The following is an 18,432-nucleotide window of genomic DNA, read 5'->3' on the forward strand; positions in this document are numbered from 1 at the left end:
GCCTCGGTCAATCCCGGATTGTATCAGGGACCACCCCCAATGTTCTAACTTTCGGGTGGGCCCGAATGTAATTCGGGCCGAGCGCAGCGAGCAGGAAGTTTCAGTGAAAGGTACCAGTTCGTTGATTCAGCTCAGATCCCCATGAGCGGTACGGCGCTAGCCGCCGTTGTGTGAGTTAATACACCTTCGAAAAAACGGTGGCTAGCGCCATTCCGCTCATGAAATGAAACTCACTCGTCCTTCTTCAATGGTAAATTCTTGCGGCACGCCGACAGAATCTGTCGTGACAGAGCAGGGGACTTCACCGCGCGGGCCAACGCCAGTCCGCCGAAGCAAAGCGCCAGCGTGGAGAGAATTTCCTGCCGGGTGAATTTGCCGCCGGACCGTACCATGAATTGCTCGGTCAGCCAGTTGATGACATCTTCGAACTGTGCTTTGGTCTGTGTATCGGCGCGACCCAGATCGGATAGCAGGGGAGGGATCGAACAGCCTTCCTCCGCATTCTCGCAGTGTTTACTGGAAAGGTAACGCAGCATAATATTTGCCAGCTCTTCCGGCGTCTCCGCTTTACTGAGCGCACCATTCATCGCGGCTTGATCTTCGATGAAGGCATGCACCAGACTGGCACCCAGGACATCCGACTTCGAATCGAAGTGGCCATAGAAGGCGCCGGAGGTCATGCCGGCTTCTTCCATGATGCCATCGACGCCGCTGCCCACGTAACCCTGTCGCTTAAACATTCGCAGGGCGGCGTCCAGAATTTTATTCCGTGAGCGTGTTTTACGTTCTGTGGGTTGGTTCATCCTCAGGTCCTTGCAGCCATGCGATGGGCTGGTCGTCTAATTCTCCATCCGTTGTGCCACCCTCGATGCGGCTGTCTGAATGGTATTGGATCACCAGATAGTATAACGGCTCGGTGGAATTGTTTCGCCAGACTCGGGGCACTTCCGGCGAAAGTCGGATAAAGAATCCTTCCGCGACGTCAATCACTTCAGCGCCTGCCTGAAACTGCCCGGTACCTTTGATGATGAAATAAATCTCATCATTCTTGACGTGCCGATGCACAAACGGCATCGCTCCCCCTGGCGGAAGTGAGTTGATGGACATCTCCAGGCCTTCCGTATTCAGTAACTTTTTGAGGAAATATTTTCCACGAACGGGCCGGGGTGCCTCGGGGGGGACAAGCCGAAATTGAGTCCAGCTTTCCAGCGGCCCCGATTCGAAACTGTCAAATCCCTGACCGTGGCGAACTTGATCTGAGACGTCTTTCATGTGATTTCTCCAAGAGTGGTATAGTAAATCCTCGTTAATGTAACGAACGTTATATAACGGTCGTTACATTAAGTCAATTGTAATCTGGAATTCGGTATAATCGATACAACGCGAACCGTTTGCGGTTAAGGGCTGAGACACGTAGACACTTGTTTGAGTCAGGGTAAGATATTGGTTACACTGTGAACTCGCTAAGTTGTTATTTCGTCTCTCTGCAGCGGACAGTATGTCTGTCACCGTGTTTGCAGAGAGTTCAGATCAGAATAGAAAGCTGAAGTAATTCAATGATTTGTGTCAGCATCGGTCGAACCCGGCACAAAATGGTGATGATGGAACACCGCTCCCTGGCAGAAAAAGGGGCGGAACTGGTGGAGTTGCGTTTGGACTGGATCGCGCGTGCTCCTGATGTGGACCGTCTGATTAAAGACCGTCCTACGCCCGTCGTCGTCACCTGCCGCAGGCCAGAAGATAAAGGACGCTGGAACCGGTCTGAAGAACAGCGTCAGGCGTTGCTCAGAACGGCCATCGTTTCGGGAGTGGAATATGTCGATATTGAAGATGACATCGCCGACACGATTCCCCGTTATGGCAAAACCAAACGCATCATCAGTCATCACAACTTTGATGAAACGCCCGACGACCTCGAAGAAATCTACGCCTCGCTCTGCGGGAAAGATCCCGATATTGTCAAGCTGGTCACGATGGCCAATTCGCCCGGTGATTCGATTCGCATGCTGAAACTGGTGGCCAATGCCAAGGTGCCGACCATTGGTTTCTGTATGGGAGAATATGGCGTGATCAGCCGGATTCTCTGTGGCAAATATGGGTCTCCTTTTACTTATGCCACGTTCAGTCGCGAACGGGAACTGGCACCGGGTCAACTTTCCTTTTCCGAAATGACACGGATATATCGTTATGACGAGATTGGTCCTGAGACGCCCGTTTATGGGGTGATCGGCGATCCGATTGCACATAGCCTGAGCCCGTTGATTCACAACCTCGCGTTTCGCCACGACAAACTGGACGCCGTCTATTTGCCGTTTCGCGTGCCCAAAGACCGGCTGCCGGAAACGTTGAAAGAGTTTGAATGGCTCAACGTGCAGGGGTATAGTGTCACGATTCCCCATAAAGCGGGTGCTCTCAAACTGGCGGGGAAAGCGGATCCTGCATCGCAAGCGATGGGCGTAGCCAACACGCTGTTTCGTGACAGCGACAATGTCTGGCAGGCTCGCAATACCGACTACGATGCGGCTCTCGACAGTATCCGACTTGGTCTCGATCCCGAAGGGGATGCGACGTCAGATCCGATTGACGGCAAGCAGGTCCTGCTGTTAGGAGCCGGCGGTGTTTCGCGGGCGATTGGTGCAGGCATTCTTGCTGCCGGTGGTGTGTTGACGATTTCCAACCGAAGCCGTGAACGGGGTGAGAAACTGGCCAAGGATCTGGGCTGTGCTTACTGTACCTGGGAAAACCGGGGCAGCGGTCGTTATGATATTCTGGTCAACGGAACTTCGGTCGGCATGCATCCCAAGGTCAATGAAACGCCGTTTGCGCAGAATTTTCTGCAAGAAGAGATGCTGGTCTTCGACACCGTTTATAATCCAGAGAATACACTGCTCCTCAAACAGGCGCGAGAACGAGGTTGCAAGACCGTTTCTGGAATTGAAATGTTCGTCCGCCAGGCGGCTGCCCAGTACAAACTGTTTACCGGAAAAGAACCTCCCCTGGAAGTCATGCGGAATACGCTGCGAAAAGGGATTTCCGCTGTTGGAAAACTCTAAGGGAGTCTTGCAATGTCAGTCATCACATTAATCGGCTATCGCGGCAGTGGTAAAAGCAGTGTCGCTGCGCCACTGGCCGAACGACTCGGTTTTTCGTGGATCGATGCCGACGACGAAATCGAACGGGTCGCCGGGAAATCCATCACGGAAATCTTTGCCGAGGACGGGGAACCCCGTTTTCGTCAGTGGGAACGCGAAGTCATGCAGAGCCTGCTCGCTCGTGACAAGCTGATCATTGCCGCTGGCGGCGGTGCGATTCTGAATGCCGAGACACGCAAAGAAATGCGCGAAGCCGGACCGGTGATCTGGCTCAGAGCGAGTGTGGCAGCGCTGGAACAACGAATTTCAGAGGATGTCACCACGGCCAGCCGACGCCCCGCGTTGACATCCAGTGCTTCCCAGCGCGAAGAAATTCATAATCTACTCGATCAGCGCGAACCACTGTATCGGGAAGCAGCGACCAGCACGGTCGAGACTGATTCCAAAACCGTTTCCCAAATCGTCGATGAAATTATGACGTCTCTGGATTCAACCGATTAAGGTACAACGAAAGTTTTCCCCGATATGACTCCCTTTGGCATCGATCCCAATCTGATACTCTTGCTGTTGTTTCTGCTGGGCGCAGTGCTGGGACGGATTGTCAATATCTGTATCGAAGAGATTCCTCGCGAAGAAAAGGTGGGCGCCGCCTGGAAACGCGTTGCACGTCGCATGCGTCATCTCTGGTCGCGTTATCACATTCCCATCGTCGGCGTTTTTCTGACGCGGTCACGCAATTCGACCTTTCCTTATAAACGTTCTCAGCGCGAAGCGCTGGTGGAACTATTAAACGGTCTAATCTTTGTCCTCCTGTATTGCGCGGAAGTGCCACTCAGCGTGCAGTCTACCTTGCAGGACAGCGGCCTGTTTTCCGCGTATGCTCCCGATCCGGCAGCGATAAACTCCTGGCTAACGCCGGTTGCGCTGCTCAATTTGCGATATGCCTTTCATCTGGTGTTGATCGAATCATTGATGATCGCCACTTTCATCGACTTCGATCTTAAGATTATCCCCGATGGGGCGACGATGCCTGCGATGTTCATTGGCGTGGTGGGATCATTCCTATTTGGCATGTTGTATCTGGTGCCGGTCTGGTTTCAGGAACCGTCAGCCGTTCGTTTAATGGGGCTGTATTTTCCAGAACAGTATCGCGCCAGCTTCAACGTCGAGCAAGTGCCCCAGTGGGTCGCCCTCTATCCGCATCTGCATGGTCTGGCGGTGAGTCTGGTCGGGTTGATCGTCGGTGGCGGCGTCGTCTGGGCGGTCCGCATCATCGGCCAGTGGACGTTACGACAGGAAGCGATGGGTTTTGGCGATGTGATTTTGATGGCCGTCATCGGTAGCTTCCTGGGATGGCAGGCAACGGTCACTGTGTTTGTGATCTCACCTCTGTGTGCATTGGCGGTGGTTGCCGTTTCCATCTTTTTTAAACAGTCTCGCGAAATTCCGTTCGGACCGTATCTCAGTCTGGGCGCGTTGCTGGTACTGCTGGGCTGGCCGAAAATTTGGCCGCTGGCGGAACGCTTTTGTCACTTGGGGCCGCTCTTGCCAGTCCTTGCGATTCTGATGCTGATCTTACTGACCGCCTGTCTGCTGATTACTCAGATGATGAAGTGGATGCTGGGGATTCCCTTGTATTATCAGGAAGAATGGCTGGAAGAATGGACCTCCGCCGATACGTTGACTTATCAAGAGGGGGAAAATGTGGATGAAAACCAGGGGCGCTGGGATCTCAACACCGACTCGCATACCCGAGCAGGGCGGGGTACACAATACTACCATCAATGGAAAAAAGGGCGGTAAGTTTCCCAAAATGAATGCTTTTTGTGGGCATCATTCACAAAAACGATAGCAAACACTAGAATCGGCGGCACGCGCTGAACTTTGCGATGTCGAATGTGTCATCACGGCGTCAATGTGCGTATTAGATTGAGACCGGGAATAAGAAAAAACTATGATTACAATCGTCGATTACGGAATGGGAAATCTGAGGAGCGTTCAGAAAGCCTTTGAAAAGGTTGGCGCGGAAGCCGTTATCTGTTCAAAGCCGGAAGAAATTTCTCAGGCGACCAAACTTGTTCTGCCCGGCGTGGGCGCCTTTCGGGATGCGATTCAGGCACTCCAGCAGCATTCGCTGGTCGAACCGATTCAGGAACACGTCAATTCCGGTAAGCCGTTTCTGGGAATCTGCCTCGGTCTGCAGCTGCTGTTTGATGTCAGCTATGAAGACGGCGAATACGAGGGGCTGGGGATCATTCCGGGAAAGGTCGTGCGTTTCGAGGATCAACCCGATCTGAAAATTCCACACATGGGCTGGAACCAGATTGATCGATCGGCTCCGCACCCGATTCTGGAAGGCATTCCCGAACACGAATACTTCTATTTTGTTCACAGCTATTATGTGGTGCCCGAAAATGAATCGGATGTCGCCGCCTGGACCGACTATGGTTGCCGCTTTGCCTCGATGGTGGCCCGTGACAATGTCGTCGCTTCACAGTTTCATCCCGAGAAAAGTCAAGACGCGGGACTGAAGCTGCTGCAGAATTTTGCTTCATTCTAAACTACGTTCTACTGAAAAAAGAAAGTCAGCTCAGCTATGGAAATACTGCCCGCCATCGATATCCGGGGAGGCAAATGCGTTCGTCTGCGACAAGGCGATTACGGTCAGGAAACCATATTCGGCGATGATCCGACCGAAATGGCCCGTCGCTGGGCAGATGGCGGCGCTTCACGTTTGCATCTGGTTGACCTGGATGGCGCGAAAGCGGGTAAGCCCGTCAATCAGGAAGTGGTCCGGAAGATTGTGGAATCAGTTTCCGTTCCCTGTCAGATGGGGGGCGGCATTCGAGATGAAGCTTCCATTAAGATGATGCTGGACGACGTGGGCATCGATCGCGTGATTGTGGGCACGCAGGCACTCAAAGATCCGCAGTGGTTCAAAGAGATGGTCCAGCGCTACCCCAATCGACTGGCACTGGGACTGGATGCCCGCGATTCAAAAGTCGCTACTGAAGGCTGGCTTGATGTCTCGGCAACCTCGGCCATTGATCTGGCTAAGGAATATGTGGGTGTCGAACTGGCAGCCGTCATTTACACGAATATTGCCAATGATGGCATGATGCAGGGCGTCGACGAAGGCACCATTCAGGATATGATCGCGTTAGCAGAGCTCGGTCTGCCCGTGATTGCTTCGGGCGGTGTGACGACACTGAAAGACGTCACACGTCTGGCGGAAGTCAGTCGCACGCAACCAAAATTAGTCGGTGCGATTATTGGCCGGGCCTTGTATGAAGGGACGATTACCGTTCCCGATGCCATCGCTGCTGCAACTTCATAAGCGCATTTTCCTGGCTGCAGGAATGGATGGCATTCTATGACGGATGAAGTTGACCAGGGAAAACTGTTCCGGGCGCGGATGCTGGTATTACTGGCTTCCGTGCTCTGGAGCCTGAGTGGCGTGTTTATCAAGTCACCTCCCTTTCAATCGATTCCCGAAGTAGACCGAGGCTTGATTCTGGCCTGTTATCGCGCGTTGTTTGCCGGGCTGTTTTTGCTGCCGTTTGTGAAATTCAAATATGTGCGCTGGCGTCCCGGTCTGATTCCGCTGTTGATCGCCTTTGCTTCAATGAATTTACTGTTCATGACCGCGATGACAAAAACCTCCGCCGCCGCTGCGATTTTTCTGCAGAATACGAGTATCGTTTGGGCGATGTTGTTCGGTCTGCTGTTTTTAAAGGAACGCATTGAACGCGGCTCAATTCTGGCGATGTTCATTGTGATGGTCGGCATCCTCTGTATTGTGGCTGGGGACTGGTCGGGCAAGAATTATGCGGGTAACCTGATTGCGCTGCTGAGCGGAATTTCTTATGCGCTGGTCGTGATTTTCTTTCGCGTCTTGCGCGACGAACATCCGGCCTGGCTGGTAGCGCTCTGTCTGTTGGTCTCTGCTGCGATCATCGCGCCTTGGGTCTTGAACCTGGGAATATCATTGACGGGGCTGCAGCTGTTTCTGCTCGCGACACTGGGAGTGGTTCAGATGGGAACTCCCTACGTCGTCTTTTCGCATGCAGTCAAAACTGTGAATTCGCAGGAAGCCGCGCTACTGGTGCTGATTGAACCGATTTTAAATCCGATCTGGGTCTGGCTGTTCTGGGGCGAGACCGTTTCGATTCCGACGCTCATCGGCTGTTCGCTGATTGTTCTCGGACTACTCGTACGGTTTCTATTTTTCCGACCGAAACAGATTCTAAAACCAGTAAATGCTTAGCGCGAAGCGAGCTTTACAGTTTGCATTTCATGATAATGCGATCGTTCTGCTTTCAGTTCGGACTGATAAAACTTGAGCGTATCGACCGTCGCTTCGCCCCATTCCGCGTTCTCGCGGTCCCGAAGTATCTCAAACAGTGTTTCGGGGGGTTTGGCTTTCACACGGGCCAGAGTCAGGTGCGGATGGAAGACTTTGCGTTCGGGAGGATAGCCTAGTTTTCCTGTTTCCCGTTCGAGGAAGTTGACCATCTCGGTTAACACAGTGGGATCCGTGATACCGGCCCAGATGACATTCGGGTGATCGGCACGGGGGAAGGCTCCCAGACCTTTGAACGCCAGTTTCATGCGTGGGAATTCAGTCCGCATCTTTTTCAGAATTGTGCTGATGGGCATGATGTCTTCCAGTTCCGTCGGCCCCAGAAACTTCAGCGTGATATGCATCTGGTCTGTGGGAATCGGTCTCACTGCCGAGCCGAGTTGCTCCAGTTTTTGCATTAATTTCTTAAGACCCCGAGGTGGTTCAATGGGGACGGCGATAAAGGTGCGTGTGCGTTTATTGGAGTGCATCATGATTGATCTGGCTTGCGTTCCGGTGGAGAAGCGAAACGTGGATTTTCCTATTTCTTCTTCTGGTTCCAAAGTGTTTTCAGTTGGTCGAAGCCCTGCAGGGGCTGATCTCCGGTTTTCATTTCATCCGTCAGTTTAGCTGGCGGCGGTCCCTGTTTGCCAGTTTTTTTTCGTTTTTTTCGAGGTGGTTTGCTTTGACTGCCGGGAGGAGTGGTTGCTGGTTTTGCCGTCTCTGTTTTTTCCGGTTGTTTGGAGCGCTGAGCTGGTTTGGACTGACTCGGTTTTGGACGTTGTGCTTTTTTGGGCTGACGATCGGTGCCCGGTTTGATCAATGTCAACGAGACCCGGCGGCGTTCCAGGTCTACACCCAGTACCCAGGCTGTAATCACGTCGCCGACTGAGACAAACTGATACGGGTTTTCGATGAAGTGATTGGCCATCTCGCTGACGTGAATCAGGGCGCTGTCTTTAAGACCCACATCCACAAACGCACCAAAGTCGACCACATTCAAAACCGTGCCTTGCAGTTCCATGCCTTCAACCAGTTGCTCGAGCTTCAGTACTCCCTGCTTGAAGATCGGACCGGGTAAGTCGGAACGTGGATCACGGCGGGGACGTACAATCGCTTCCAGAATATCTTCCAGCGTCGGTAAGCCGATGCTTAAATTTTGGCTCAGATCCTGTTTGTCGATCTGGCTGACCTTTTCCACGATCGAAGCACGATCGCTGGCCGATGCCTTCAAGCTGTTCTCAGGTAGATCAAGTTGCGTGAAAACTTTATGGGCGTGCTCGTAACTTTCCGGATGAATCCAGGTGGAGTCGAGCGGTTCATCACCCGCATTGATTTTTAAAAATCCGGCAGCCTGTGTAAATGTGGCATCACCAATCCCGGCGACGTCGAGCAGTTGTTTCCGATTCAGAAACGAACCATGATTATCGCGCCATTCGGTAATCCTGCGGGCGATCAACTGATTCATACCCGATACGTGACGTAACAGAGAAGCACTGGCGGTATTCAAATTCACGCCGACGTAATTCACGCACGATTCAATCACTTCATCCAGTGATTCTTTCAGACGCTTCGAATTCACATCATGCTGGTACATGCCGACCCCCAGGTGCTGTGGATCGATTTTGACCAGTTCGCTCAACGGATCCTGCAGACGGCGACCGATCGAAATCGTGCCTCGAATCGTTGCGTCCAGATCGGGAAATTCTTCGCGGGCAACCGGACTGGCAGAATAAATACTGGCGCCCGCTTCATTCACGATTAAATACCGTGCTTCGGGCAAGTTCTGCTCGATCATCTCAGTGATGATCTCTTCCGTTTCCCGGCAGGCAGTCCCGTTGCCGATCGCGACCAGCTTGCATTGATGTTCGGTCATCATCTCGGACAGTTTGTTGCGGGCGTAATCTTTTTTATCTGCAGAACCGGTGACATATACCAGATCGGTGGCAACACAGTTTCCCATCTCATCCAGTACGGCAAGCTTACAGCCTGTGCGTAAACCAGGATCGATGGCCAGTATCCGTTCGCCTTGCAGCGGCGGTTGCAGCAGTAAGTTTTTCAAGTTCTGGGCGAACACCGACACCGCATGTTTTTCCGCTTTTTCCGTCAGTTCGCGACGAATTTCACGATCGAGGCTGGGCAGAATTAAACGCTGTAACGCGTCGAGAACGACCTCTTTTAAAAATGAATTGAAGCGGTGATCGTTCAGATTCAAATGACGGATGATTGACAGACAGGCCGAATCTTCCGCCCATTCGAACCGGACCCGTAATGCGCCTGATTTTTCTCCGCGGTTCATCGCCATCGTGCGATGATGGGGCACTTTAACGACCTGTTCCGAGTAATTGAAATAGTCGCGATATTCCTGGCCTGATTCTTCTGCTTTCTTGGTAGCCGTTATCGTCAGGCTCCCGGACCGCCAACCGATCTTGCGCGAGATATCACGCACATCAGGGTCTTCACCAATTTTTTCAGCCAGGATATCGGCGGCCCCTTTGAGGACCTCGTCTGTCGTGCGGGCGCCTTCTTCGGCTTTGGTATATTGTTTTGCTGCCTCGGTCAGATTTTGAACAGTGGCGTCACCAGCCCAGATCGCATCGGCCAAAGGTTCGAATCCATGCTTACGGGCGATTGCCGCGCGGGATGTTCTTTTGGGGCGATAGGGTCGGTAAAGATCTTCCAGTCGCTTCAGAGTATCGGCTTTTTCGATTTCCGCTTTTAACGAGGGAGTCATTTTCTGTTGCGCTTCGATTAAACGCAGGATGGTTGATGCACGCTCCCAGATTTGTCGTTTCGATTGAACTCGCTTTTGGATATCACGAATTTGAACTTCATCAAGATTGCCCGTCCGTTCTTTACGATAGCGGGTAATAAAGGGAACCGTATTCCCTTCATCCAGCAATGCAATCACATTCAGGATCTGCTGTGATGTGAGATTCAATTCCGATGCCATCTTCTCTGCATCTTGTGCAGAGAAGATGGTGCTGGAATGATTCTTTTTTATCTCAACCGCATCCATTTTGATCTCGATTCGTCCCGATCAATGGTTTCGAAAACTTGAATTAGGAATCTGAAAAATAACAGGCTCTACTACACGACTCTCTATTAAGAATAACTGTTTTGAGAAAAAATAGAAATGCCCGTTCCACAACACCTGAGTCGATAGAGTTGTTTCACTTGAAAGTGTAGTGAGCCAGGCTTGAGTTTGATAGGCTCACGCTGACCAAAACAGGACACACGCAACGCGATTTTTATACACCGCGGAATTTATTAATGGTCTTTTTAATCTGGGTGATTTTGACGGAGCAGAACAGATCTTCAAGGAACCCTTCCTGAACATGTTTTTCATTTGATTACCAGTCAGTTCTGAAATTCGGATCATCTGGCTGTGTTCATTTTCTGACTGTGTTTGAATCGCATGCGGGAGGGAATATATTTACGAATCAAGGAGTCGTTAGTGCATGAAATTATCTCTCTCATTCTCTCGGCAGAATCGTTTTTCTCGTTAGGACCGGACCTCTCCTCTGCCGATAAAAGACCAAAGGACAATCTCGAGTAATCATCGGTCTGCGCTTACGCAAAAACAACTTGCGTCAACGGACGGGTGATTCCAGTACAGTCATTTCAGGGGGGGGATGGCATGACGCCGGCCGTCAAAATTAACACGTATCTTCTTATCTTGTTTGTGGTTAGCCTGACAAATGGCCTCGATGCGCAAGCGGGTTGGCCTTTTTGTTCCAAAGAGGAGAAAGAAGCAAAATGGGCAGAGCGCGCAGCACGACCTGTTGGGTCGCGTCAGAAATATAAATTTGGCGAACTCTGGCCTCCCTACCCTCGACCAACCGGCCCACCTCGGCGCTTCTGGAACAAATATCATAGCGCAACCTTTTGGCCTTACCCATACAATTGTGATGATAAGGGGTATGTCCGAGATGTGATGGAACGGCAAATACAGAATGGCTGGACCGACCAGACAACCTTGTATGCCTATTACTTTGAGCCAGAGGGAAACAAGCTGACGGAAGCGGGCATATTACATCTGCGCTGGATTTTGGAGCACGCTCCTGAAAGACGTCGCACCATTTTTGTACAGACGGCGAATGATTCGATTACCAGCCAGGAACGTCTGGCGAATGTACAATACGCGGCTTCGGAGATGGTTGGCGATCAGAATGTGCCATCCACAATGTTAAGGTTGTCTCCCACTTATGGCCGACCAGCTCGTGAAGAAGATCTGAAATACCGTGCGTATGTCGGTTCGATTTTAGCGCCACGCATTCAATATACTGCCGGAGGTGGTACAGCAGCGAACGGCGGTAATTAAGTCTGGCTGTTGTCTCACTGTTCATTCTGATCGAATTCCCTGTTCCAGTTAGCGTAACCGTAAACCAGTAATGATAGATCGCCCGACCGACGAGGAATCTTGCAATCCTTCCGAGGAGTCATCCCTGGAGAACGAAGAATCTTCAGAACAGGTGCTTCGTCCAACCACGAAAAACCACGACCTGACCGATCTTTACAGTGATCTGTTTCAGAAAAACCAGACCACGTCCGACTCGCGCAGTGTTGCTGAGCCAGAGTCACCCGCAGACAAGATTCCCTTCGAGGGGATTCGTCAGCGGGATGTGATTCCCGCACCACAAACGCTGGAAGAGACCGGTTTGTCTTTAATTCAGTTATGTAATCTGGTTTTAAAGCAGTTGTATTTACAGGGGAGCGCGTTGGGAATTGAAATCTCCCGTAGCGCGCATCTGCCGTTCAGCATTATCGATATGGCGCTTGCTTTTCTGAAAGATGATAAGTGCATTGAAGTCACCTCCGGTAATATGATGGGTCGTTCTTCCTATCGTTTTAATCTGACCGAACTTGGCCGGATCCGTGCGCGAGAGGCTTTTGAACAATGCCGTTATGTTGGTCCCGCTCCGGTGCCCTTAGAGGCTTATGTGCGGCAGTGTCAATTACAGACCGTCGTAGGCATCGAATGTACGCCGGAAGGGCTGGAAGCGGCCTTTTCAGATTTTATCATCCGTGAAGGTTTGCTGGATGAATTGGGACCCGCGGTCTGCAGTGGGCGGTCTATTTTTATCTACGGGCCACCGGGTAACGGGAAAACATTGATTGCCAAAGGTTTGGGCCGTTTTCTGAATCGTCAGGGGGGTGAAATCTATGTTCCCTATGCGTTACAGATGGAGAACAGCATCATTACGCTGTTTGATCCGACCATTCATCAAACGACCGACGATCATGAACTGGAAGAACGTAACAATACCGATCCGAAAAATGCTGGCAGAATTCCTGAAATGAAAGACTGGGTCAAACCAGATACGGACTTGCGCTGGCGACGCATCAGGCGTCCCGTCGTGATTACCGGCGGCGAGTTGAATCTGGAAATGCTCGATTTGCGGTATAACAAAGCCAGCAATTTTTATACGGCGCCGCTACACATCAAAGCCAATGGGGGCGTCTTTCTGATCGATGACTTCGGGAGACAGTTGGTCAGTCCCAAAGACCTGCTCAACCGGTGGATTATGCCGCTCGAGGATCGGATCGATTATTTAACGCTGGCGACCGGAAAGAAATTTTCCATCCCGTTTGAACAATTAATCGTGTTCTCGACCAACCTGGATCCTAAGGATCTGGTTGATGAAGCGTTTCTGCGTCGCATTCGTCATAAGATTGAAATCAGTGCTCCTTCCCGGGAAGTTTTCACAGAGATCACTCGGCTCTGTTGTCGCCAACGGGGCATAGGTTTTAGCCCAGTCTTTGTAAGTTATCTATACGACACTTACTACAACCAGGGAAAGTCGCCCAGATCCAGTGACCCGCGAGATTTACTGGAGATTCTTCAATCAATCTGTCGATTTAAAGGACAGGACCCCATCATTTCTACTCAGCTCATATCAGAAGCGGCACAACGTTTCTTCTGTCAGATATAACTTCTCTCCTGCAATATCTTTAGTAAGCCTTTTATTGAAGGCTCCTTAAAGCAACCAGATTCATTCATGATCACGCTTGTCTTATCTTTCTGATCTGTCATCACGGATGGCTTCATCAGACAGTGCAGAGTCAAGAGTGGCCGCCATTGGAAGGCAATCATGAAGAATCCACAATTCAAGTTTTGTAAGTGCACCTCACGGAGGTAATAGAATGTCAGTACGGATGACAAAACAGGCATGGATCGCTGGAATCGCTTGTGCATTACTGGTATGCACCGGTTGCTCTTCCATGCGCGAAAAATTTGTTGCCAGTACAGATGAAACACCAACGACTTTGAAAGAGAAGGTCTCGGTTGCCAGGCAGAAACTGAAGAATCCAGATAAGTTTTATATTACTCACGGACAACTTCAGGAAAAAATGGGTGATGTGAACGCCGCCCGTTCTTCCTATGAAGTGGCTTTAGGGCAGAACCCGAAATCAATTGAAGCCGTCCTTGGTCTGGCACGCCTGGATCAGGTGGCCGGTCGAAAAGGAGCCGCTGAAAAAGGATTTCAAAAAGCACTGGAAATGGCCCCCGAAGACCCCAAGGTCCGTGCCAGTATCGGCCAGTTTTATGCGGCTGAGGAAAAGTGGGATCAGGCGATTGTACTGTTGAGCGACGCTGTCAAGTCAGCACCAGCCGATAAAAATATTCGCTATCAATTGGGAATCACCATGGCGTCTGCTGGCAACTACCAGGGAGCTATGCCACATTTGATTCGTGCGGTCGGCGAAGCCGAAGCCCATTATAACATTGGTTACATTCTCAGAGACCGGGGGCAACTGCAGGCCAGTGAGCAGCAGTTCCTCCAGGCCGTTGTGCTCAAACCGGAATTCAACGAAGCTCAGTACTGGCTCGACGAAATTCGTCGTGAAAAAGAGAATCGTCTGATGCTGGCCGGCGTGACAACCGGTGGTGCTACAGGCAAGGATACAGGAGCCCAGCAGGCTTCCTATTCAAAAACAAAACAGAAAAAAACAGCCCAAGTGAAACGGCGCGCATCGGGTGTCTCCAAAGGCATGAGCCCGGCAGGCATCTCGACCGCTCCCAAGTCAGCCACTCGTGCCGGAACTACACCGCCGCCCGATCTGACGGCAGAGCAGTTGGAGCAGTGGCATAATCAACGACAGTTTTAGAACTAAGTTGATCTGACTAATCAAACAAAAAAAAACAGGCCCCGATGTGAATCGGGGCCTGTTTCGTTGATCGTCTCTCATTTGCCATTAAGCAGAAGCGGCTGCCCCTTGCAGTTGCTCTGCCAGTTTCAGGCATAAACGTTTCAATAGTGCAATCGATGCTCGTGCTTCATCTTCTGTCATCGTCATCGGCGGGCTGACGCGTAAGACATTACCGGCCAATGCTCCGAGCAGATGAATCCCGTCTCCACCTGCTTCACCCAGGTAGCAAATTTTGACGAGCTCAATGGCGACTTCCTGGCTGGTTTTGCCACCCAGTTCGGCACATTCGATTCCGAAGACCATGCCTTCGCCACGAACTTTGGCGATCACACCCGTTTCTTTGAGGCTCTGCAGGCCATCGATATACAGCTGCGAAAGCTTCTGGGTGTTGTCCATCACATCCGTTCCTTCGAACTCATCCAGAGTTGCCAGGACGGCAGCAGAGGAGAGCGGGTTGGCACTCCAGGTGTCAGAGGCTTCGCCATAGTTCAGGCTGGCAATCACATCATCTCGACCGACGGCAGCCGCGACGGGAACTCCATTTCCAAGACCTTTACCAAGCACGACAAAATCGGGTTCCACCTGGTATTTCTCAAATGCATACATGCAGCCGGTGCGACCAAAGTTGGCCTGTACTTCATCGAAGATCAACATGATGTCGTGTGCCCGACAGAAGTCCTGCAGCACTTTATGGTATTCGACTTGCGGATGATAACTTCCCCCGCCACCCAGATAAGGCTCGGTAATTAGACAGTTAATCCGCGTTCCAAATTCGGTCCAGAGATCTTCGAGTTCCTTCTGGTAGGCGGCAGTATCCAGGGTATCACCGCATTTAGTGATATCATCGCATTCAGTACGAGGAAAGCTGATGAACTTTACGCGAGGATCTCGATCAGCGTCTGTTTCCGAACCGGTGACGGCACCTGCCAACCCTTTTTTTCCGTGGAATCCATAACGTGTCGCCAGAATAATATCCCGCTGGGGATCACGGTGCAGACATGCCCAGAGTGCTTTCTGCACGGCTTCGGATCCGGAAGCGGCCCACATGACTTTGTCGCAACGATTGCCCCCTTTGAAAGATTGAATGTTGGCGATCAGACGCTTGCTGGCTTCCGTTTCAATTTCGGTGACCGCGTTATACGCAGTCAGCGTGGCCGCTTCAAAATAAGCACCTTCTCCTTCGCCGCTAATGTGTTCCGGTTTCCAACCCAGGTATTCACTGAAGCGTTTCATCCAGCGGCGCGGGTTGTGCCCCAGGTTGGCGACCAGTACGCCCGAAGTGAAGTCATACAGGCGACGCCCTTCAGGCGTCCAGTGATAGCAGCCCGCTGATTTTGCCAGTACCGCCTGACTGGGGGTGAAGGTTCTTAAAGCCAATGATTCTGTCTGAAACAGATCCTGGCGAACGGCATTAGATTGATTTTCATTGTCAAACTGAATGGCTGTAGTCATGGTTTTCTCTTTTGGATGACAAGGGGTGATAAAAATGGATTACAAATATTTGAAGCAGTAAGTCTTTAATCACTGCTGTGAATTAAACGGTTCCCTCATAGAGCACTTCGGCTTCCGACGAACCAGGACGATAAAGCACCAAGCCTCCCTGGTCGTCGTTCACACGGACAACACAGTCGGGTTCGCCTTGCACGTGTTTTTCCAGAATCGCTTCCAAAGCCTGTACGGCGGCGACGGTCTGGCGGTCTGCGGATAAATCGTTGTAGCTCAACGAGCGGACTTGTTCCAGACGTTGTTGACGTTCCGATTCCGGGCCGCCAAATTCAATTTGTGCGACTTCGCGGGCAAACTGTTCAATGACTTCAATTCCGTAACCCCGTTGTGAACGTTCATTCCACGGCTCGACGAAAGTTCCATTGAAGTGATTATTCATCGAGTTTTTAATTTCAAAGGGAGTTTTGTCTTCTACCGTGCACTCGACGCCTCGCTTGCGCGAATGGCCGTTCCATAAACCGTTGTCGAAACGGAACTGGACTTCCTGTTCGACATAACCAGGGAAGTTGTCCGGCGTGACCCAGGACGTGTGAATGTCAAATGCGGCTTCGCGGCCAGACTCGTACTCATAAACCATCCGCATCTGGCAACTGTCCCAGGTCGGGCCGTCTTTGTCGCCAACCAAACCACGCTGACCGGAAGCAGTGATTGTTTTCAGCTTTCCACCGAAGGTGAAATCAATCAGCTTAATATAATGCACGGCCACATAGGTTCCAGGATTGCGCCCCGTGATCCATTGGGCAAACTGTTTTCCGGAAATCGATTTGGGCTCCAACAAAGAGCAGTAGCCGCTATTCACATGTTGCAGCACATCATCATATACGAGCGTGCGGAGTTTTTTGTGATCGGGGTCGAAGAGTTTGTGATACACCACTTTGGCGGTCACATTATTTTTCTCAGCCAGCGCGACCAGTTCATCCAGTTGCTGCAGTTTTAAAACCGAAGGCTTTTCCACGATCAGGTGCGTACCCGCTTCCAGCAGTTTTTTACAGGAATCAAAGTGTCGGTCATCGGGAGACGCTACACAAGCGAAATTCAACCCTGCCGCAGCCATCTCTTCAATCGCGTTGTCTCCGGCGTAACTTTGGAAGCCACCTACTTTCTCTCCGCGTTCCGCCAGATATTTTTCCGCCCGGAAGCCGGTACGGGTCGCGACCGCATCCAGAGAGACATCGACGGGGCCCGTCGCGCGTTGATAGAGGCCCGTTTCATGGACGCTTTCAAAAAAAGGACGGTACGTCTCGTCGACAATCATTCCAAATCCGACCAGACCCGCTTTGAGTTTCTTCTGGTTTTCCGCGGTGCTCATAAGATATCCTTAAGTGAATTCAGTATATGGGATTTAAATGGCTGGTAATTTCAGTTATATTACTATAATAAAGAATAATGAAACTTAACAAAGCTGCGAAATTCTTGAAAGTGAATTCACTTTAGGCATTGCAAGTGGGATTGTCAAGACTCTTCTGCCGTGTATTGGCCGAAGAATTCCGGGTTTTCACGAGTCTGTTCGTAGCTGACCGTGCCCTGGTTTTCATCCTATGATTCCAACTGAAATGAGAGTCTCGTGAATAAAGGTCTTTCTATTGTGGTCGATATGAATGGACAAAATGTCATTGAGGAAGAGGAGAGTCCGTCACTCGTTGATGAAGTTTACCAGAAGCTGCTATTGCGTATCATCCGTTGTGAACTCCCCGGCGGAACCGAATTGAAAAGCACACAGCTGGCCCGGGAAATCGGCGTCAGTCGTACACCCGTGGTGCAGGCGCTGGCGCGGTTGCAGGCCGATGGCATTGTGATTCAACAGAAAAATCACCGGGCCGTCGTGAGAGAAGGGGCCGAAAACTGGTTAGTTGAAATTCATGAACTGCGCCTGTTACTGGAACCCTCTGCTGCTGCGATGGCCGCACAAAAGATGACTGAAGCAGAGTTAACGCGATTACAGGCTCTAGCGGCTGATGTCAAAATCTGTCAGCAGCAGTACGAGGACGGCGATTTATCCAGCGCACACTTACAGAACTGGGGGGCCGCCTCCCGCGCGTTCGATTATGCTTTGCACTTGAGTATCGCCGATCATTGTGGCAATTTGCCGATTTGCGAAGCGATTCATAAATGCTGGAGTTATAAACGGGTTTCCTATTCCGCAGCCGACGAGTCTCCCGAAATTATGATTCGTGGGTTATATGATCATACTGTTCTCCTGGACTCATTAAACAACCACGATTCCGAGACGGCAGCTGCGGCGATGACCATGCATTTACGAAATGCATCCCGGATGCGGCCCGATCGTTTGATTGTGTGACAGATTCAGTTGAAATTGTGAAATGCCGTTGAAAAGCG

Annotated in this window: 16 protein-coding genes; 10 read left to right on the plus strand and 6 right to left on the minus strand. The window is 51.2% G+C overall.

Going from position 1 to position 18,432, the window contains the following annotated elements:
• Nucleotides 1–230 precede the first annotated feature (230 nt).
• Nucleotides 231–803, minus strand: coding sequence for a TetR/AcrR family transcriptional regulator (locus tag AAC022_RS07630; protein ID WP_339729694.1), 573 nt, complete (start codon nt 801–803; stop codon nt 231–233).
• Nucleotides 781–1,272 (minus strand): cupin domain-containing protein, encoded by a 492-nt coding sequence (locus AAC022_RS07635; RefSeq protein ID WP_339729696.1) that lies wholly within the window; start codon nt 1,270–1,272, stop codon nt 781–783. Before AAC022_RS07635 ends, AAC022_RS07630 begins: the two co-directional genes overlap by 23 nt.
• 284 nt (nt 1,273–1,556) lie before the next feature.
• Between AAC022_RS07635 and aroE the strand changes: the two genes are divergently transcribed.
• The 6 genes from aroE to AAC022_RS07665 all read left to right on the plus strand — a co-directional run bounded on the left by aroE (nt 1,557) and on the right by AAC022_RS07665 (nt 7,359).
• Nucleotides 1,557–3,053, plus strand: coding sequence for a shikimate dehydrogenase (aroE, locus tag AAC022_RS07640; RefSeq protein ID WP_339729699.1), 1,497 nt, complete (start codon nt 1,557–1,559; stop codon nt 3,051–3,053).
• 12 nt (nt 3,054–3,065) lie between these two features.
• Nucleotides 3,066–3,593 (plus strand): shikimate kinase, encoded by a 528-nt coding sequence (locus tag AAC022_RS07645; protein ID WP_339729701.1) that lies wholly within the window; start codon nt 3,066–3,068, stop codon nt 3,591–3,593.
• Nucleotides 3,594–3,617: 24 nt separating this feature from the next.
• Complete coding sequence (locus AAC022_RS07650) at nt 3,618–4,895, plus strand: A24 family peptidase (RefSeq protein ID WP_339729704.1); 1,278 nt, start codon at nt 3,618–3,620, stop codon at nt 4,893–4,895.
• Nucleotides 4,896–5,046: 151 nt separating this feature from the next.
• The gene (gene hisH, locus AAC022_RS07655; RefSeq protein ID WP_339729707.1) at nt 5,047–5,652 is read left to right on the plus strand and encodes an imidazole glycerol phosphate synthase subunit HisH; all 606 of its coding nucleotides are present in this window, start codon (nt 5,047–5,049) and stop codon (nt 5,650–5,652) included.
• Between the two features lie 36 nt (nt 5,653–5,688).
• Nucleotides 5,689–6,429 (plus strand): 1-(5-phosphoribosyl)-5-[(5-phosphoribosylamino)methylideneamino]imidazole-4-carboxamide isomerase, encoded by a 741-nt coding sequence (gene hisA, locus AAC022_RS07660; protein ID WP_339729709.1) that lies wholly within the window; start codon nt 5,689–5,691, stop codon nt 6,427–6,429.
• A gap of 36 nt (nt 6,430–6,465) precedes the next feature.
• The gene (locus AAC022_RS07665) at nt 6,466–7,359 is read left to right on the plus strand and encodes an EamA family transporter (RefSeq protein WP_339729710.1); all 894 of its coding nucleotides are present in this window, start codon (nt 6,466–6,468) and stop codon (nt 7,357–7,359) included.
• Here the strand turns inward: AAC022_RS07665 and thpR are convergent.
• Nucleotides 7,356–7,928 (minus strand): RNA 2',3'-cyclic phosphodiesterase, encoded by a 573-nt coding sequence (gene thpR, locus AAC022_RS07670; RefSeq protein ID WP_339729712.1) that lies wholly within the window; start codon nt 7,926–7,928, stop codon nt 7,356–7,358. The genes AAC022_RS07665 and thpR overlap by 4 nt on opposite strands.
• Nucleotides 7,929–7,975: 47 nt before the next feature.
• The gene (locus tag AAC022_RS07675; RefSeq protein WP_339729715.1) at nt 7,976–10,387 is read right to left on the minus strand and encodes a Tex family protein; all 2,412 of its coding nucleotides are present in this window, start codon (nt 10,385–10,387) and stop codon (nt 7,976–7,978) included.
• A gap of 687 nt (nt 10,388–11,074) precedes the next feature.
• Between AAC022_RS07675 and AAC022_RS07680 the strand changes: the two genes are divergently transcribed.
• The 3 genes from AAC022_RS07680 (at nt 11,075) to AAC022_RS07690 (ending at nt 14,547) form a co-directional block, all read left to right on the plus strand.
• Complete coding sequence (locus AAC022_RS07680) at nt 11,075–11,758, plus strand: hypothetical protein (protein ID WP_339729717.1); 684 nt, start codon at nt 11,075–11,077, stop codon at nt 11,756–11,758.
• Between the two features lie 151 nt (nt 11,759–11,909).
• On the plus strand, nt 11,910–13,370 hold the full coding sequence (locus tag AAC022_RS07685) for an ATPase (RefSeq protein ID WP_339729719.1): 1,461 nt from the start codon (nt 11,910–11,912) through the stop codon (nt 13,368–13,370).
• A gap of 211 nt (nt 13,371–13,581) precedes the next feature.
• The gene (locus AAC022_RS07690) at nt 13,582–14,547 is read left to right on the plus strand and encodes a tetratricopeptide repeat protein (RefSeq protein WP_339729721.1); all 966 of its coding nucleotides are present in this window, start codon (nt 13,582–13,584) and stop codon (nt 14,545–14,547) included.
• Between the two features lie 87 nt (nt 14,548–14,634).
• Here AAC022_RS07690 and AAC022_RS07695 read toward each other — a convergent pair whose 3' ends face one another.
• Nucleotides 14,635–16,041, minus strand: a complete 1,407-nt coding sequence (locus AAC022_RS07695) for an aspartate aminotransferase family protein (RefSeq protein ID WP_339729722.1) — start codon at nt 16,039–16,041, stop codon at nt 14,635–14,637.
• A gap of 82 nt (nt 16,042–16,123) precedes the next feature.
• Nucleotides 16,124–17,404, minus strand: a complete 1,281-nt coding sequence (locus AAC022_RS07700) for a Gfo/Idh/MocA family oxidoreductase (RefSeq protein WP_339729724.1) — start codon at nt 17,402–17,404, stop codon at nt 16,124–16,126.
• Nucleotides 17,405–17,659: 255 nt separating this feature from the next.
• Here AAC022_RS07700 and AAC022_RS07705 point away from each other — a divergent pair, with 255 nt between their 5' ends.
• The gene (locus AAC022_RS07705; protein ID WP_339729725.1) at nt 17,660–18,394 is read left to right on the plus strand and encodes a GntR family transcriptional regulator; all 735 of its coding nucleotides are present in this window, start codon (nt 17,660–17,662) and stop codon (nt 18,392–18,394) included.
• Nucleotides 18,395–18,432: the final 38 nt, after the last annotated feature.

This window comes from uncultured Gimesia sp., assembly GCF_963976445.1.
Taxonomy (GTDB): domain Bacteria; phylum Planctomycetota; class Planctomycetia; order Planctomycetales; family Planctomycetaceae; genus Gimesia.

Excerpts from the sequence above, each read along its gene's own strand:
- AAC022_RS07630 (WP_339729694.1), bottom strand. The coding sequence starts at position 803 with ATGAACCAACCCACAGAACGTAAAACACGCTCACGGAATAAAATTCTG.
- AAC022_RS07635 (WP_339729696.1), bottom strand. The coding sequence starts at position 1,272 with ATGAAAGACGTCTCAGATCAAGTTCGCCACGGTCAGGGATTTGACAGT.
- aroE (WP_339729699.1), top strand. The coding sequence starts at position 1,557 with ATGATTTGTGTCAGCATCGGTCGAACCCGGCACAAAATGGTGATGATG.
- AAC022_RS07645 (WP_339729701.1), top strand. The coding sequence starts at position 3,066 with ATGTCAGTCATCACATTAATCGGCTATCGCGGCAGTGGTAAAAGCAGT.
- AAC022_RS07650 (WP_339729704.1), top strand. The coding sequence starts at position 3,618 with ATGACTCCCTTTGGCATCGATCCCAATCTGATACTCTTGCTGTTGTTT.
- hisH (WP_339729707.1), top strand. The coding sequence starts at position 5,047 with ATGATTACAATCGTCGATTACGGAATGGGAAATCTGAGGAGCGTTCAG.
- hisA (WP_339729709.1), top strand. The coding sequence starts at position 5,689 with ATGGAAATACTGCCCGCCATCGATATCCGGGGAGGCAAATGCGTTCGT.
- AAC022_RS07665 (WP_339729710.1), top strand. The coding sequence starts at position 6,466 with ATGACGGATGAAGTTGACCAGGGAAAACTGTTCCGGGCGCGGATGCTG.
- thpR (WP_339729712.1), bottom strand. The coding sequence starts at position 7,928 with ATGATGCACTCCAATAAACGCACACGCACCTTTATCGCCGTCCCCATT.
- AAC022_RS07675 (WP_339729715.1), bottom strand. The coding sequence starts at position 10,387 with ATGGCATCGGAATTGAATCTCACATCACAGCAGATCCTGAATGTGATT.
- AAC022_RS07680 (WP_339729717.1), top strand. The coding sequence starts at position 11,075 with ATGACGCCGGCCGTCAAAATTAACACGTATCTTCTTATCTTGTTTGTG.
- AAC022_RS07690 (WP_339729721.1), top strand. The coding sequence starts at position 13,582 with ATGTCAGTACGGATGACAAAACAGGCATGGATCGCTGGAATCGCTTGT.
- AAC022_RS07695 (WP_339729722.1), bottom strand. The coding sequence starts at position 16,041 with ATGACTACAGCCATTCAGTTTGACAATGAAAATCAATCTAATGCCGTT.
- AAC022_RS07700 (WP_339729724.1), bottom strand. The coding sequence starts at position 17,404 with ATGAGCACCGCGGAAAACCAGAAGAAACTCAAAGCGGGTCTGGTCGGA.